This window comes from Thermopolyspora sp. NPDC052614, from assembly GCF_040678635.1.
Taxonomy (GTDB): domain Bacteria; phylum Actinomycetota; class Actinomycetes; order Streptosporangiales; family Streptosporangiaceae; genus Thermopolyspora.
This window is the reverse complement of the sequence record NZ_JBFATZ010000019.1, coordinates 85,346-101,325: the sequence shown is the minus strand read 5'-3', so window position 1 is coordinate 101,325 and position 15,980 is coordinate 85,346. Positions and strand designations below refer to the sequence as shown.

General features: G+C 67.9%; 13 protein-coding genes, 1 tRNA gene and 3 pseudogenes. 8 read left to right on the top strand and 9 right to left on the bottom strand.

Annotated elements, in window-relative coordinates; genetic code table 11:
* Positions 1 to 28: 28 nt before the first annotated feature.
* Positions 29 to 940 carry a UTP--glucose-1-phosphate uridylyltransferase GalU gene (galU, locus tag AB0K60_RS30660; protein WP_364062896.1) on the bottom strand — a complete coding sequence of 304 codons (912 nt, stop codon included), beginning with the start codon at positions 938 to 940 and terminating at the stop codon, positions 29 to 31.
* A 24-nt stretch (positions 941 to 964) separates the two neighbouring features.
* On the opposite strand from galU, the gene AB0K60_RS30655 reads away from it, so the two are divergent.
* From AB0K60_RS30655 to AB0K60_RS30645, 3 genes and pseudogenes are all read left to right on the top strand, one after another.
* On the top strand, positions 965 to 1,546 hold the full coding sequence (locus AB0K60_RS30655) for a 5-formyltetrahydrofolate cyclo-ligase (RefSeq protein WP_364062894.1): 582 nt from the start codon (positions 965 to 967) through the stop codon (positions 1,544 to 1,546).
* A 58-nt stretch (positions 1,547 to 1,604) separates the two neighbouring features.
* A complete protein-coding gene (locus AB0K60_RS30650; protein WP_364062891.1) occupies positions 1,605 to 3,101 on the top strand; it encodes a potassium/proton antiporter in 1,497 nt (498 codons plus the stop codon).
* A 393-nt stretch (positions 3,102 to 3,494) separates the two neighbouring features.
* Positions 3,495 to 3,587 (top strand): annotated as a pseudogene (locus AB0K60_RS30645) (zinc ribbon domain-containing protein); the annotation flags it as partial.
* A 62-nt stretch (positions 3,588 to 3,649) separates the two neighbouring features.
* On the opposite strand, the gene AB0K60_RS30640 reads toward AB0K60_RS30645, so the two are convergent.
* Positions 3,650 to 3,823, bottom strand: a complete 174-nt coding sequence (locus AB0K60_RS30640) for a hypothetical protein (RefSeq protein ID WP_364062995.1) — start codon at positions 3,821 to 3,823, stop codon at positions 3,650 to 3,652.
* A gap of 703 nt (positions 3,824 to 4,526) precedes the next feature.
* On the opposite strand from AB0K60_RS30640, the gene AB0K60_RS30635 reads away from it, so the two are divergent.
* The gene (locus tag AB0K60_RS30635) at positions 4,527 to 5,333 is read left to right on the top strand and encodes an S-methyl-5'-thioadenosine phosphorylase (protein WP_364062888.1); all 807 of its coding nucleotides are present in this window, start codon (positions 4,527 to 4,529) and stop codon (positions 5,331 to 5,333) included.
* 101 nt (positions 5,334 to 5,434) lie between these two features.
* Entirely contained in the window at positions 5,435 to 6,055 is a 621-nt protein-coding gene (gene cpaB, locus AB0K60_RS30630) for a Flp pilus assembly protein CpaB (protein ID WP_364062885.1), read from the top strand.
* Positions 6,056 to 6,095: 40 nt separating this feature from the next.
* Here cpaB and AB0K60_RS30625 read toward each other — a convergent pair whose 3' ends face one another.
* Positions 6,096 to 7,226, bottom strand: a complete 1,131-nt coding sequence (locus AB0K60_RS30625) for a D-alanyl-D-alanine carboxypeptidase family protein (protein ID WP_364062882.1) — start codon at positions 7,224 to 7,226, stop codon at positions 6,096 to 6,098.
* Between the two features lie 341 nt (positions 7,227 to 7,567).
* Positions 7,568 to 8,020 carry a hypothetical protein gene (locus tag AB0K60_RS30620; protein WP_364062879.1) on the bottom strand — a complete coding sequence of 151 codons (453 nt, stop codon included), beginning with the start codon at positions 8,018 to 8,020 and terminating at the stop codon, positions 7,568 to 7,570.
* A 231-nt stretch (positions 8,021 to 8,251) separates the two neighbouring features.
* Here AB0K60_RS30620 and AB0K60_RS30615 point away from each other — a divergent pair.
* Positions 8,252 to 8,324, top strand: a tRNA-Arg gene (locus tag AB0K60_RS30615).
* 431 nt (positions 8,325 to 8,755) lie between these two features.
* Here AB0K60_RS30615 and AB0K60_RS30610 read toward each other — a convergent pair.
* Positions 8,756 to 8,875, bottom strand: a pseudogene (locus AB0K60_RS30610) (transposase family protein); the annotation flags it as partial.
* Between the two features lie 318 nt (positions 8,876 to 9,193).
* On the opposite strand from AB0K60_RS30610, the gene AB0K60_RS30605 reads away from it, so the two are divergent.
* Together AB0K60_RS30605 and AB0K60_RS30600 are read left to right on the top strand one after the other, a co-directional pair.
* A complete protein-coding gene (locus AB0K60_RS30605; RefSeq protein WP_364062986.1) occupies positions 9,194 to 10,969 on the top strand; it encodes an IS481 family transposase in 1,776 nt (591 codons plus the stop codon).
* 454 nt (positions 10,970 to 11,423) lie between these two features.
* Positions 11,424 to 11,978 carry a class IV adenylate cyclase gene (locus tag AB0K60_RS30600; RefSeq protein WP_364062876.1) on the top strand — a complete coding sequence of 185 codons (555 nt, stop codon included), beginning with the start codon at positions 11,424 to 11,426 and terminating at the stop codon, positions 11,976 to 11,978.
* A 12-nt stretch (positions 11,979 to 11,990) separates the two neighbouring features.
* On the opposite strand, the gene AB0K60_RS30595 is transcribed toward AB0K60_RS30600, so the two are convergent.
* The 4 genes and pseudogenes from AB0K60_RS30595 to AB0K60_RS30580 all read right to left on the bottom strand — a co-directional run.
* On the bottom strand, positions 11,991 to 12,791 hold the full coding sequence (locus tag AB0K60_RS30595) for an endonuclease/exonuclease/phosphatase family protein (RefSeq protein WP_364062873.1): 801 nt from the start codon (positions 12,789 to 12,791) through the stop codon (positions 11,991 to 11,993).
* 11 nt (positions 12,792 to 12,802) lie between these two features.
* Positions 12,803 to 13,408, bottom strand: coding sequence for a dTMP kinase (gene tmk, locus AB0K60_RS30590; RefSeq protein ID WP_364062870.1), 606 nt, complete (start codon positions 13,406 to 13,408; stop codon positions 12,803 to 12,805).
* The gene (locus tag AB0K60_RS30585) at positions 13,405 to 14,508 is read right to left on the bottom strand and encodes a radical SAM protein (protein WP_364062867.1); all 1,104 of its coding nucleotides are present in this window, start codon (positions 14,506 to 14,508) and stop codon (positions 13,405 to 13,407) included. The genes tmk and AB0K60_RS30585 overlap by 4 nt, the downstream gene beginning before the upstream one ends.
* Positions 14,509 to 15,345: 837 nt before the next feature.
* Positions 15,346 to 15,930 (bottom strand): annotated as a pseudogene (locus AB0K60_RS30580) (class I SAM-dependent methyltransferase); the annotation flags it as partial.
* Positions 15,931 to 15,980: the final 50 nt, after the last annotated feature.

The following is a 15,980-nucleotide window of genomic DNA, read 5'->3' as shown; positions in this document are numbered from 1 at the left end:
TCCTGACGTCAGGGATGTTGTGCACTTTTCATCCAGACTTTTCGTTCTCGTTGAGGAACTCCCGGAGCCAAGGGATGAACTCCCCGGCGAGGTCCTCCCGTTCCGCGGCGAACTGCACCACGGTGCGCAGATAGTCGAACTTGTTCCCCGTGTCGTAGCGCCGCCCCCGGAACAGGACCCCGTGCACGGGACCGCCCTCGCCGCTGTCCCGCTTGGCGAGCGTGAGCAGCGCGTCGGTGAGCTGGATCTCGCCACCGCGGCCCGGCTCGGTGTTCTCCAGCACCTCGAACACGGCCGGGTCGATGACGTAGCGGCCGATGACGGCCCAGTTGGAGGGGGCGTCCTCCCGGCGGGGCTTCTCCACCAGGTCGGTGACGCGCACGACGTCGTCCTCCTCGGTGGGGGTGATGGCGGCGCAGCCGTACATGGAGACGTGGTCGGCGGGGACCTCCATCAGCGCCACGACGCTGCCGCCGTACCGGTCGCGCACCTCGATCATGCGCTTGAGCAGCGGGTCACGCGGGTCGATCAGGTCGTCGCCGAGCAGGCAGGCGAACGGGTTGTCGCCCACGTGCTGCTTGGCGCACAGGACGGCGTGGCCCAGGCCCTTGGGCTCGCCCTGCCGTACATAATGCAAGGTCGCGAGATCGGCGGTCTCCAACACCTGCGAGAGCCGTTCCTCGTCCCCCTTCGCCGCGAGGGCCTCCTCCAACTCGTACGCTCGGTCGAAATGGTCCTCAATGGAGCGCTTGTTACGGCCGGTGACCAACAGCACGTCGAGCAGACCGGCGTCCACCGCCTCTTCAACGACATACTGAATGGCCGGCTTATCGACGATGGGCAGCATCTCCTTCGGGGTGGCCTTGGTGGCGGGCAGGAACCGGGTTCCGAGACCCGCCGCCGGGACGACAGCTTTCGTCACAGGGTCGAAGTCAGCCATGCACCGACTTTAATGGAGGTATTCGTGGAAAAGCGGGAGCTGAGGCGGGAGATCCTTGAGAGGCGGGCCACAGTCGCCGACCCGCAGGGCGCCGCCATCGCGATCAGGGAGTCGCTGCTTGAACGGCCATGGGTGCAAATGGCCGGTCTGGTGGCGTGTTACTGGTCCACAGGGAACGAGCCCGCCACGCATGGGCTGGTGTTCGCGCTGTGGAAGCACGGGGCGACGGTGATGCTGCCGGTGCTGCGGCCGGACAACGATCTGGATTGGGCGGTGTACGACGGGCCGGACACGCTCGCGCCCGGCCGGCACGGACTGCTCGAACCGGTGGATACGCGGCGCGGGGTGGACGCGATCCGCACGGCGGCGCTGGTCATCGTGCCCGCGCTCGCCGTCGATCGGACCACGGGGGTACGGCTGGGCAGGGGCGGCGGTTCGTACGACCGGGCGCTCGCGCGGGTGGGGCCGAACGTGCCGACGGTCGCGTTGCTGCACGAGGGGGAGCTGATCGACGGGGTGCCGGCCGAGCCGCACGATCGTGCGGTTCGGTACGCGGCCCTGCCCTCGGGGATCGTCACGGTCGGGGCTGCCGCTGCCCAACGCTAAAGGAGGGACGTGAATGCGACAGAATGACCTTTGAGGACCGAAAGGGGGCACGCTGGAGATGGACATCTGGCTGCTCCTCGGGTCCGTCGTGGTCATCGCCGCGATCATCTCCGTGCGGGTCGCGCACCGGACCGGTCTGCCCAGCCTGCTGATCTATCTGGGGATCGGGCTGCTTCTGGGCGAGAACGGGCTCGGCATCCACTTCGACGACGCCTTTCTCGCGCGGGAGATCGGGCTGATCGCCCTGGCGGTCATCCTGGCCGAGGGTGGTCTGACGACCAGTTGGCACCATGTGCGGCCGGCCGTACCGGTGGCCACGGTGCTCGCGACGGTCGGCGTCGGGGTGAGCATCATCGTGCTGGCCGCGTGCGCGATGATGCCGCTCGGCATGGACCTGCGGTCGGCGCTGCTGCTCGGAGCGGTGCTGGCATCGACCGACGCGGCGGCCGTCTTCTCGGTGCTGCGGCGGTTGCCGCTGCCGCCGCGGCTCGCGGGCATCCTGGAGGCCGAGTCCGGCTTCAACGACGCGCCCGCCGTGATCATCGTGATGGCGCTGAGCGCCGGGGGCGCGCGGATGCCCGGCGTGGGAAACATCGTCCTGGACGTGGTCCTGGAGCTGGTGATCGGCGCGGCGGTCGGGCTGGCGGTGGGGCCGCTCGCCGCGTACGCGCTGCGGCGGGTCGCGCTGCCGGCGTCCGGTCTGTATCCGCTCGCCGTTTTCGCCGTCGCGCTGGCCGCGTACAGCGGGGCGGTGCTGGTGCACGGGAGCGGCTTCCTCGCCGTGTACCTGGCCGGCCTCGTCCTCGGCAACGCACGGCTGCCGCACCGGGCGGCGACGCGCAGTTTCGCCGAGGGTGCGGCCTGGCTGGCCCAGATCGGACTTTTCGTGATGCTGGGCATGCTGGCCAATCCTTCGGAATTGTCCTCCTCGGTGATCCCTGGCCTGCTCGCCGGTTTCGCACTGATTTTGCTCGCCCGCCCGATCTCGGTGGTGGCGTCGTCGCTGGTGTCCCGGGCTCTACGGATCGATCGCATCCCCTGGCGAGAACAGATCTTCCTGTCCTGGGCCGGTCTGCGCGGCGCGGTCCCCATCGTGCTCGCCACCATCCCGTGGGCGTCCGGCGTATCCGGCGCGAAGACGATCTTCAACGAGGTCTTCGTCATCGTGATCGTCTTCACGCTGCTACAGGGGCCGACGCTGCCGTTCGTGGCCTGGCTGCTCAAGGTCGGCGCGCCCGGCGAGGCCCGGGACCTGGACGTGGAGGCGGCCCCCCTGGAGGAGCTCAAGGCCGACCTGTTGCAGGTCAGCGTGCCACCCGGCTCCCTGCTGCACGGCGTGGAGATCTTCGAGTTGCGGCTGCCCAGCGACGCGGCGGTCACGATGGTGGTACGCGAGGGCCGGTCGTTCGTGCCCGAGCGGACCACCCGGATCCGGGCGGGCGATCAACTGCTGGTGGTGACGACGGCCGCGTGCCGCGAGACGGCGGAGCGCCGCCTGCGCGCGGTGAGCCGCCGAGGCAAGCTCGCGGGCTGGTACGGCGAGCAGGGGTTGTGACCGCGCACCCCGTCCCCCGGGTGCCCTCTGCGCCGGCGCCTTTCTTGGTGAAGCCTGGCATCCCGAGATCTTTTGCACGATCGCCGGACATCCTACCCGGGCCATCCCTATTGTGTGGTTTGCGTCACATCGCACCGCGGATCGCCACCGACCGGCCGTATCCGACCCCGCCCCGAGCCGACCCATCACCCCCGGTCGCAGCAGGGGCGAGCGGCGCCGCCCGGCCCTCGACGATCTCCCGCCGCCACCCCGACCGCGCGGATCTCGTTCTCACATAGCCCATGGTTAACAGGATTAGAACGCGCGCGAGTGGCGTTTATGCTAGTCCCAGCCTTACCATTAGCAGTCGCACCGCTAGAGTGCCAGTCGGTGTGAGCCATAGAGGAGGAGTGCGTGCCCACCTACCAGTACGCCTGTACCGCCTGCACCGAGCAGTTCGAGGTCGTCCAGAAGTTCACCGACGCCTCGCTCACCGAGTGCCCGAGCTGCAAGGGGCGGCTGCGCAAGGTCTTCTCGCCGGTCGGCATCGTCTTCAAGGGATCGGGCTTCTACCGTACGGACAGCCGCTCAAGCAGCTCGTCCTCCACGTCGGCCTCGTCCTCGACGAGCTCGTCGAACGGAAGCAACGGCAACAAGGACTCCGGCGGAAGCAAGGACTCGGGGAGCACCTCCTCGACCTCCTCCTCGGACACCTCGTCCAGCAGCGCCAAGTCCGACAGCAAGTCCTCCTCCACGGTCTCAGCCGCCTGACATAGGCACCTGGCGGGGCCGCCATTCGACACTAGATAGGCAGCACGGCCTGGTTCGGCCCACGGAACACCGAAGCCGGGCCTGCTGCTGACTCCAACTTCGCCCGACCTGGTCTACCCCTGCCGGGTAGCACACTGGGGATGTCGGCGACCTTCGCTCTGGCCGCTTTCCGGATCTTGGTACGGATCTCCGAACCTCGCGAAACCTGCTAAATCGCAGACCCCTCGTTCTGCGCCATCGGAGACTGTGGGCGGCCATGCCGCCGCACGTCGCCGCACCAGGTACGGGTGCGGCGCGCACCACAGCATCGACGACAGCCTGCGGTATCGGTCGCCGATCCGCAGCGCCCCGAGTGGCAACGCTCACCTTGTCGAGAACACGCACCGAGACATCGACATTCTCGGCCCCGGCGCTCCGGCCGCCCTCCGCCTCGCAAGTTCCGCCCGAGTGTGGAGGCAGCACAGGAGTTGGGCGTGCGACGGCCTGAGACGAAGCCGCCGGTCATGTTCACCGACGCCTCCCCGTACATCACCCAAGGTCGGCCGCACCCGGGCGCCACGGCCAGACGAGGCCACCGTCCTTCTTTATCCACAGGCCGTGAACCCTCCGCGCGGGTTATCCACAGGCACGGCCGCCCGCTCCAGCCTCCTTTCCCCACGCGCTAAGGTCGGCGCCATGGTCACTCGTGCAGACATCGCCGTCATCGGAGGCTCCGGTTTCTACTCCCTGCTCGACGAAGCAGAGGAGATCACGGTCGAGACTCCTTACGGTCCCCCCAGCGACGTCATCACCCTGGGCCGGATCGGCTCCCGCTCCGTGGCCTTCATCCCCCGCCACGGCAAGGACCACCGTTATCCTCCGCACCGCATCCCCTACCGAGCCAACCTGTGGGCCCTGAGATCCCTGGGCGTGCGCCAAGTCCTGGCCCCCAGCGCCGTCGGCTCCCTCCGCCCCGAGCACGGCCCCGGCACCCTGGTCATCCCCGACCAACTGGTCGACCGCACCTCCGGCCGCGTCCAGACCTACTACGAGGAGGGCGGTGCCGTCCACGTCGCCTTCGCCGACCCCTACTGCCCCTCCGGCCGCGCCACCGCGGTCGCCGTGGCCCGCGCCGACGACTGGCCCACGGTCGACGGCGGCACCTTGGTCGTCATCGAGGGCCCCCGCTTCTCCACCCGAGCCGAATCCCGCTGGTACACGTCCGCCGGCTGGACCATCGTCGGCATGACCGGCCACCCCGAAGCCGTCCTCGCCCGCGAACTCGCCCTCTGCTACACCTCCCTCTCCCTCGTCACCGACCACGACGCCGGCGTGGAAGCAGGCGAGGGCGTCAGCCAGGAGGAGGTCTTCGCCTTCTTCGCCGCGAACATCGAACGCATGCGCACCCTCGTGGCCAAGGTCGTCGAGTCCCTCCCCGAAGACCGCACCTGCCCCTGCGGCCACGCCCTCGACGGCATCAAACTCCCCTTCGACCTCCCCTGACGTCACCACTCGACCTGCTCCACACATGACCATGCCCCACACGTGCCGATGCCAGACAGCAGTGCTCGGAGCCATCCCACCCGCTCGGAGTCGAAGGAGTCATGCGCGCCTTCCGCCGTAATCTCGCCCGGCGCCGCCGCCCCATCGCCGCCCTTCTCGCCGCAATGGCCATGGCCTGCGCCCTACTGTCGATCCGCCCCGCCTCAGGCGTGGACATCCTCGTCGCGGCCCGAGACCTCCCCGGCGGCCGACTGACCCCCGCCGACATCAAATCGGTCGCCTTCCCACCTGACCTGCTGCCCACGGGAGCGCTAAAACCTGGAGCCCCCCTGATCGGGCGGACTCTCGCCGCCCCCATGCGCGCCGGGGAGCCTTTCACCGACACCCGTCTCCTCGGTCCCGGCCTGCTGTCCGCCTACGGCCCCGGCCTCGTGGCGACCCCCGTACGCATCGCCGACGCCGACGCCGCCGGCCTCCTCTCCCCCGGCGACACGATCGACATCCTGGCCGCCCCCACCGACTGGACCGGCGACCAGACCACAACCACGATGCCGGTGGCCCAAAACGTCCGCGTCATCACCGCCCCCGCCGACCCCTCGACCACCAAAGACTCAACCGCCGGAGCCCTCGTCGTCCTCGCGACCACCCCCAGCCAGGCCGCGTACCTCGCCCTGGCCCAGTCCGCAGGCCGCCTCACCATCGCCATCCGCCCGCGCGAGTGACCTACCCGGATGACCTACCCAGATGATTTACGCGGATGACCTACAAGGCAGAGCCGAGCTTGGGGTCGTACTCCCAATGCCAAGGTTCAAAGGGGCTGCTGTAGGCCCAGTCCGGGTGGATGAAGCCGTACTTCTTGCTGTTGGCCTCCAGCCAGTTGAACTGCACCGACCTGAAGACCTCTACGCCCCCGCAGAGGTCGACCGCGAGCCCCAGCCCGTGATTGCTCTTGCCCGGAATGGCCGCCAGCCCCGGCCGCTGGTAGTAAACGGCCTGCTGCGCCCCCAGACTGCGATAACTGGAGGTGATGCACATGGGCTTGCCGAACCGCCTACGGTACGCCTCGTTCAGCGCCGCGAACGAGATCGCCGCATCCGCCCGCAACTGATGCCCCTTGCCCGGCAACGGACAGAGAAACGCCTTGGGCAACAGCCCGTTGGGGAACTTCTCGGCGGTCGCGATCTGCGTCGGGTCACACCCGGTCGTCCGGCTCTGCTTGTTGAGCCGCACCCCCGCTTTCTGCAAGGCCGCGGTCAGATTCTTCACCAGCTTGCGCGACCGCTTCCGCAGCGTGTCGATCTCGGCGTTGAGCTGCGCCTCCTGCAGCAGGTTCGCCGCCCGCAACTCCTGCGCCTCGGCCGCGAGCCGCTCCCGCTCCTCATAGACCTTGCCGCTGTCCGCGAAGACCAGCTGCCGCTTCTCGGCCAGATGAGTGGCGTCACTCATCGCCCGCAGACTCGACTGCTCCTTGCCGGAAAAGAAGGTGGCCAAATCCGTGGCCGCCGGCACCTGATAGAGAGACTGCACCAGCTCCGACAACGGCTGTCGCACCTTGGCCAGCTCCTGGTTGGCCACCTGCAGCGCACCAAGCTTGGTGGCGAGCTGCTTCTGCGACTCGTCGAGGGCCTTCTGCCGCCCCACCAGCGCCTTGGTCGCCGCCTCAATGTCCGCGGTGGCCTTCTGCGCTTCCCGCCGCAGATCATTCAGGCCGATCGGATCCGTCTTCGAATCCTTCGAATCATCACCCGGCTCCCGCACCTGCCGCCCCGCCGCCGACCCTCGCTCGGCCCCGGCCGCGGCCTGAGCCTCCCCCTGCCCGGACGAGGCCCCCACCACCAGCGAAGTCATCGCCATGACGACCGCGATCAGCCCCGCTGATCGAGGAGATGCCACGTCCGACTCCTCCGTTTGCCAACTCGCGACCCGAACCGCAAGGCACGTTACTACAGCGAAACAACGTTCTGGACGAAACTTCCCATAGCCGTTATGTGCCAATTAGGCCGGTTTCGCGGCCCACACCAACGACCACCCGCCGTAACCTGCCTTCGCGAACCTCACCTAACGCCAGGCCGTACCACCGCGAATCCCAGGGCCCCGCCACAACGAACGACCCACCGCTCGCCACGGTCACGCCACCCGGCCACGACCCACCGGCCTCCACCGTCAGCCACCGAGCCGCCCAACGAGTGAAACACACACCCGCCCCGAATGTGGCCGTTTTTCCGGACTGCCCGTTACTCGACTTCCGTCCCGACAACTCCCAGCCACAACTCCGAAATCACCTCACGCTCACCCTCCACCTCCCCGACCACCTCTCGCACCCCGTCCTCCACCTCCGGCGGACACTCCTCCCCCGGCCGCTCCTTCTTCCCGTCCCCCCTCCCTTCCGACCGCCTCTTCGCGCCCTTCTCCCGCGCCTTCCCCGACCCCCGCCGCCCTTCCGGCACCCCCTCCGGCCTCCCCACCCCCTGCTCCCACTTCACCTCGCCCCCTCTCCGTGCCCTCACCTCCACAACGCGCTCATACACCACATCCGGCCCGGAAACCGCGCCCTTCCCCTCCGACCGCACACTCAGCGCCTCCGCCCGCGGCCTCACTCCATCCGCCGTCCGCCCCCCAACCTCAATCCCCGCCAGAGACACGACAAGCAACCCGCCCCCGAGCACCACCGGAGCAAGCATCGCCACCACAAGCACCCAGGGCCGCCCAAAACCGCTCCCCAGACACCCCGTCCGCACTCCGGACCCGCGCACCCCATCACTCATGCCACGTGACGGTAATCACCCACCCACCCCACCGAACCCGCCCCTGACCAGACCTTTGCCACCTCCCACATCCCCCATGACCGCCCTCTTCCCCAACCCACCCCGATACTGGGGCGCATCAGGCCCTCCCAGTTCGATAGGCTTACACCACAAGCCTCCGTAGCTCAGGGGATAGAGCACCGCTCTCCTAAAGCGGGTGCCGCAGGTTCGAATCCTGCCGGGGGCACTGCACAGATGGGCAACTGCGCCGAGGCCGCGGTCGCGGCAGATGACACCGATGCCGGGATGGTCGCGGAGCCAGCCGGCGAAGGTGTCGGCCCGGTCATCGCCCAAGATGTCGATGACCTGATGGGTGTCCATGTTGACCAGCACAGCCGCATACGATCGGCCGCGTCGTCTGGCCCACTCGTCGACCCCCAGCACGGAGACCTGCCCGATCTCGGGGTCGGGCAGAGCGCGGACCAGGCGGATCAGCGTGTCGCGCGACACCGCGACGCCGAGTCCGGCCGGCAAACGGGAGGCGGCGCGGCCGGCCACGGCGAGGGCGACCGGCTCCAGCATGCGCCGCAACAGCGATGTGTTGCGCGCGTGCCTGTCCGCCAGGTCGCCAACCGGCTCGGCGAACGTCCGCACCGCGCAGGAGGGGTTGGTGCACTTCCACCGGCGTACCGACAGCGCGATCAGCACGGGGCGGCCACCCGCGGGCAGGTCCTGCAGGAACCGGCGGTAATGGCCGTGTACTCGCGAGGAGGTCTGCACGCAGGCCGGGCACGCCACCGCCGCGCCCCTGGTCGCTGCATGGACCAGCACGTGGCTGCCCCGGTCCTCGACCTCGCGGATGACCAGTTCGGTCAGATGCGGGAAGAACGTATTCAAGCAGCAGGCATCGCCTGCCGAGTTGGCATGAGGGCACAATCGGGGTTCCTACAGCCGTCTCAGGTTGACGATCGGTTCTCACTCGAACGAGATCATCAACGTGACGGTGTGAGGGTTCAGGACATCGTTGACAGCCCAGCTCCAGGACCTTGCTGACGGTTCCATAACATCCGCGACGGTTCCGGCTCATCGTTGACGCTGCTGCAAGATGCTCATGTCGTGGCTGATGAGACGCTCGATTCGGCCTTCGACGCTGGGCGCTGGTGGGTCGAGCATCGATACCGGGCCGTCCAGGAGGTCCTCGATGGCGGCTCCGTCGCGGAGGTAGCGCGCCAGTACGGCACGTCACGGCAGTCGCTGTATACCTGGCTGCGGCGGTACGAGGCCGAAGGGTACGACGGCTTGGCGGAGCGATCACGGCGGCCGAACACCTCGCCGACCCGGCTGGCGGCGGACATCGAAGCGCTGATTTGTGAGCTGCGGCGTGGCCATCCACGGTGGGGTGCCCAGCGGATCCAGCACGAGCTGAAGGTTCGTGAGGTCGCCAAGGCGCCAGGGCGCAGCACGGTTTACCGGGTGCTGGTCCGCAATGGGCTGGTGCGGCCCCAGGAGCAGCGGCATCGCCGTAGCTATAAGCGGTGGCAGCGGGATGCTCCGATGCAACTGTGGCAGATCGACATCATGGGCGGGGTGTTCCTGGCCGACGGCCGCGAATGCAAGGTGGTCACCGGGATCGACGATCATCCCCGCTTCGTGGTGATCTGCCAGGTGATCGTCGATCAGTCGGCGCGGGCGGTCTGCCAGGCCTTCACCGACGCGATGGGACGCTACGGTGTCCCCGCGGAGGTGCTGACCGATAACGGCAAGCAGTTCACCGGCCGCTTCACCAAGCCGTTCCCGGCCGAGGTGATGTTCGAGCGGATCTGCCGGGAGAACGGCATCACGCACCGGCTGACCAAGCCTCGCTCGCCCACGACAACGGGGAAGATCGAGCGGTTTCACGGCACGTTCCGGCGGGAGCTGCTGGAGGTCTGCGGCCCATTCGAATCGTTGGCCGCCGCCCAGGCCGGCATCGACGTGTGGGTGCATGCCTACAACCATCAGCGTCCGCATCAGGCCCTCGGTATGGCCACACCGATCTCCGCGTTCCGGCCGGTGCCTCACCCCGCGAGCAGCCCGGCACCGGCGGACAGGTCCGGTCCGCACCCCGAGCGCGTTCTCGTCCCGCCACGCCCCGGTCGGCAAGACGAAGCCAAAGACGAGGCGGTCGAGATCGACCTGGTCATCTCACCTGCCGGAAGGATCGTGCTGCCTGGCAACAACCAGTTGAAGTTCCCAGCCGCGCTGGGCGGGCACCCGGTCACGATCTGGGCTGACCTGCGCAGCATCCACGTCGCGCTGGCCGGCGAGCTCATCCGCACCCGTCAGTCCCGTCTCACTCCTGATGACCTGGCCGTCCTGCGGTTACGCGGCCGCCCCGCCGACCCCGAACCCGCGGCCTCTGCGGCACCTCGCGGCGCGATCCCGGCCACCACCGCTGTCGAGGTCGACCGGACCGTCGACCGCGACGGCACGGTTGCCCTCGCCGGGCAGCGGCACCTGCTCGGTGTCCAGTTGTCCGGACAACGCGTCACACTTCGCCTGGACCGGCACCTGCTGCACGTCATCGCCGACGAGCACCTCGTCAAGACGATGCCCGCGCCAATCAGCCCGCACCAGGCCGCCCGGCTCATCGGCGCCCGAACCACCACCGATCCGCTCCCGCCGCCACCTCAGGGACCAGTTCGGGTCATGCGCAAGATCCCCGCCGATGGCATCACACAGGTCGGTGGGCAACGTCTGCGGGTCGGCCGCGCCCACGCCGGCAAGACCGTAATCACCCTCGTCGAGGACACCGTCTTTCGCGTGACTCACAACGACATCGAGATCAGCACCCACGCACGCAAGAGCAACAACCCCGTCACCCACTTGAGGGCCACCACCCGACGTTCCTAATCGTCAAGCATGTCCTGAAGCGTCAATCAGCTCGTGAAACCGTCAAGCCAGTGATGGAGCAAGGACGTCAAGGAAGTCCTGGAGCCGCACACCTACGGGGAGAACTCACAGGCCATTGACATCAACGAGCGGCCCTAGCCGTGCACGCGCCGTCACACGACTGCGATAGTCCTCGGACTAACCCCTCGCATGCTCTCTGTCACGAGATCACACACTTTGCGCCAGAGCCAGCTTCTCATGGCCGCCGTCAACCGATGTCATTGCCGTAGCCTTCGACCGGGAAACGATCATCCGCAGTCCGAGGAGCGACAGCCCTGGTCAGACCTGCTCGTGAACATCCCATGTCCGCAACACCCGCCGCCGGGATCGAGGAGGCGGGCCTCGGGAAAGACGCCAATCACCGCCCGGGGTGTCGGTAAGCTCCCTCGCCAGAGCAGATGTCAGGGAGGCCAGTGTGACGGATGGGGCGCAAGAGATCGAGGTCAAGTACCGCGTAGGCGACCTGACGGCCCTACAGGACGCGCTGACCCGGCGCGGTGTGACGCTGTCGGCACCCACACGGCAAGACGATCAAGCCTACGCACCGGCAGGCTGGGACTATGGCCGCAGCAAGATCGGAGTAGCGTTCGCCCGTCTGCGCACCCAGCAGGACCGGCACCTGTTCACCGTCAAAACACCGCTCGACAACGAGATGGCGTGCCTGGAGCACGAGACGGAGGTCGCTGATCGGCAGCAGATGCACCAGGCTATCGTCGCGATGGGGTTCCGCCCGACGGTGCGCATTGTCAAGACCCGGCGGACCGGCACGCTGGGTGAGGTGTATGTCTGCGTCGACGAGGTCGAGCATGCCGGGGTGTTCATCGAGTTCGAGTGCACAGCCCGGGCCGGGGAATCCGGCACCATCGCCCAGCATCGGCTCGACGCCCTCGCGCGCTCGCTCGAGGTTGATCTCCAGCGCGTCAGCGACACCTACGACTCCTTAGTGCGCGCAGCGATGGCCCCCGCGTAACAGCAGCGCTGGCTAGAACAGGGCGATGGTCTCCGGACCAGCGGGGTTGCCGCAAGGCAGGCGGGAAGCCGTGACATCAAGGTCCAGCTGTACGGCGGCGTGGTCGGTCAGCCCGTCCGTTCGCACTTGGTGCAGGTAAGCAGACCCCCGGATGCGGTCGGCCAGGGCCCGGCCCACGTGAAAGTAGTCATAGCGGTAGCCCGCGCCGGTCCGGCCGATCCAGCTGTAGGCCTGAACGTCCGGCTGGCAGTGCCGGTGGGCGTCGAGAAAACCCTCGGCGTGGAGGGTCTCCAGCAGGCCGAACTCAAACGGCAAGAACCCCGGGTGGAGCGGGCGGTGATCGGCGCCGATCACGTTGTAGTCGCCGCCGATCACCAGATGGTCGTGCTGTTCGGCAGGAAGATTTCGCAGGACCGCAAGCAGCGAGCCGATGAAGGTTTCTTTACGGGTGGTCTTGTCCGCGCTGCGGTCCCGGCTTGGCACATACACGCTGACAAACCAGGTCCGCGGGTTCGTGTCGAGCGCCGCGGCCGCGATGCGGCCGGGGATACTCACCTTGTCGAACCAGTCGGGCTGATCGTCGGCCAAGGGAATCCGGCTGACCAGGGCTGCTCCCCGATCCCCGTCGTCGGGTGTCTTGACCACGTCGTAGCCAGCACGCCGGAACCTTTCCAGCAAGAAGGCGGTGCCGGCCCCAGCGCTGGTCTCGGTGAGCAGCAGCACATCCTCCTGCCGCCCGGCGAGCCAGTTCAGCAACAGTTCGGCGCGTTCGAGGGACGCCGCCCCGATATTGACCGTGAGCGCGCGGACCACTGCCGCCTCCCTCATGCCGTTGTGAGCCGATCCACGTGGTGCAGGAGCATCGCCACCACCCCATCGGGGTCGAGGCCGCGGCAGTCGATCCGTTCCTGGCGCCAGCCGCGCCTGCGCAGGAAGTCGAACGCCTCCTCGTACAGAGCCAGCTCCCGCTCCGGCGAGCCGTCGCGCTCCAATCGCGACAGCTGCGGGCGTTCGCCGAGCCGCTGCCGCAGCGTCTGGGGCGCGTGGTGCAGGTAAAAGGATAGGGACGCGGGTGGCACGTGAGCGTTGTATTGCCAGATTTCTTCTAGTGGCAGGCCGTCGAGGCGTTGCAGCACCAACGATGAGTGCACATATCGGTCGCTGATGACCACGTGCCCGGCCTCCAGCGCCGGGAGGATTTCGGTGTCGACGTGGTGGTAGCGGTCGGCGGCCACCGCCAGGGCCAGCGCCCGGCCTGACAGCGTGGACTCGCTCGCGCGGATGAGCCGCCCCAGTTGGGACCGTGATGGCTCGCTGGTGACATGGACGGCCCTGCCGTACGCGCGCAGTCGTCTGGCCAGCAGGCTGGTGGTCGTGGTCTTGCCGACGCTGTTGGGGCCTTCCACGACCAGGAACACACCGCCGGTCATGACAGCGGCCGGGTGGCGATCTGCAGCAGTGGCCGCTCGGTGCGGGGGCACTGCGCGGCATCGACGTCACCTATGCGCTGCCCTTGGGCGATCACCGCGGCGGGGCAACCCTTGCCGCAGATGCTATTCATTGGGCAGCCGCGGCAGGTGGGGTTGGCGCCCATGCCGAGCGTGCCGGCCACGTCGTAGCCATCCAGGGCGTCGGCGACCTCGCTGTGCAGGACGTTGCCCACCAGAAAGTCGCGGTCGCTGTAGCGGGACTGAGGGGTGCGGGCGGCGAACACCAGGTAGGGGCAGACGGCGGTGAGGCCGTCGGCGAAGACGTAGATGAGTTTGCCGGCGTCGCAGCCGCCCAGCGGCTTGGTGTCGTTGGGGAAGCGGATGTGCACAAGCTCGATTCCTTGGTCGCGGAACCGCTCGGTCACCGCGTGAATGGCGCGCATGGTGTCGTCGCCGGCCGCCAGACGGTTGCGGCTTTTGACCCCGCGACCAAAAGGCGACAGCGGGTTCATCAGTACATACTCGGCGCCGACCTCGACAGCGAACGCGCACAACTCGGCGAACTCTTCCACATCGGTGAGCGCGTTGGGCGTCGACAGCAGCCCTTGAAGAAGCCCGGCCTGGGCGAACGCGCGGGTCGTGGCCAACGTCGTGGCGAAACAGGTGGTGTCGCCGCGGAACCTGCCGTGACTTTCGGGCCGGAAGCCGTCGAAGCTGACGTTGATGTGGACGTTGCCGAGCCTGGCCAGGTAGGCGATCTGCTCGCCGCTGGTCTGGGTGGCATTGGTACAGATCCCGACCGGCAGCCCAAGATCGGCGAGCACGCGGCAGATCTCCAGGATGTCCGGGTGGACGAACGGCTCGCCCCCGGTCAAGGTGATGCGCCGCACGCGAGCGCGCAGCAACCGCGGGAACACCGTACGAGTGAGGTCCTCCAATCGCATGTCCTGGCCCCAGGCGCCGGAGGACACGAAGCAGTGAGCGCAGTGGAGGTTGCAGCGCTCAGTGATCTGAACCAGCGCCTTGCGCTGGTCGCCCTCGACCGTGGTACGGAAGTAGCAGGAGCTGGCGTGGGTGTCGACAATGAGCGATCGCTTCACGGCTGTCTCTTTTCGGGGGGCCGGCCGGTGCGTTTCAGCTGGCGCGGACGGTGCCGGTGCAAGTGGCGGTGCGGCGGCTCACCTGTGGGCCAGCGCCGAGGTGGCGAGCGCGGCCCTTCCTACGCGTCGTGTCTTCGACTGTGGGGCGCGAGAAGGTGGTAGCAGCATGCCCTGGAGGGCGGTGCCGGTTCCGCCGGGCCGCAGGGGTTGGCAGGGTCTGGCGTCCGTGTGGCCCACATCGCACATGTGGGAGTGAACCTCACGCGCCCCGTATGAACTCATCTTTGCGATGGTTGCCGTACGGGTTCATCGGCACGCCGCCATGGGTGGCAGACCGGTGATGCCACATTCGGCGGCCGCGCGTCAAAGGGGAGGGAGCAGTCAATGCCATGGGGCGGACCTCCATGCGTACGACGGCCAGGGGCCCCGGATGGCGGTGGGCGCATCGGGTCGGGCCGCTTGCTGCGCTGCTTTCATCAAAACGCGCGCCGCCGTGACCGTGACAGGTGCGATAAGGGGAACGCTGAGGGACAGTTCGGTAACCCTCAGCATCGGCGAGGCGGCCAGAAGCGAGACTCCAGCGCGGGCGCGCGACGCAGGACCGCATCGCTATCACCGAGTTGATCGCGATGCACGGCCATCATGTCACCAACATCGTCCTCACGGAGAACAGCGATGGGACCGTTGGTGCGCTGTCCCAGGGGGTCGGCATCAACGCCGACGGCACGAGCGGAAGCGTGACCTATCAAGACACGCCGTACGCACAGATCGGGGATGGCGCATCAGCCGCCGCCAGGTACTCGAACGAAGGGCTCCCCTCGGCGGGTGAGGCAGCCCCTAGATCTTCCGCATCCTGACGGCGAGGAAGGACGGCGCCTGCTGGGTCTTGAGATAACGGCGCTCGTCGATGCGGCGGGCCTCCTCCGTGGCGCGTGGCTCGACCACGCGCTCTAGGACGAATCCGGCGTCCAGTAGCTCGTTCAGGAACGTCTGAACGGTTATGCGACGGTAGGAGATGGTCATGGCGCCATCGTTGATGGGCAACTCGACCCGGATCTCGTCGAAATAGGAGCCGCCGAAGTAGGTCCAGTCGGCGGTCGGGTGCGTCGTGGACACCAGCAGCCTGCCGCCTGGGCGCAGCACGCGGTGCAGTTCGGTCAGCAACTGTCCACGGGCCTCGATGTCGTGGTACACCAAGGCCATGACCACCAGGTCGAACGAGCCGTCGGCAAGGAAGGCGAGCGGATCTTCGAGGTCGTGACGAATCAACGTCACCGCGGCGTCGCCGTTGATTCGCTCGCGGGCGTGGTCGAGAAGCGTCTGGCTGCCCTCGATGCCGACCACTTCGGCCGCGCCCCGTGTGCGCAACTCGACGATGTAGTGCCCGGCGCCGCAGCCGACGTCGAGGACACGCAGCCCGGTGACATCGCCGGCGAGGGCGAGCTGGCAGGGCGGTCGGTATGGGCGTTATA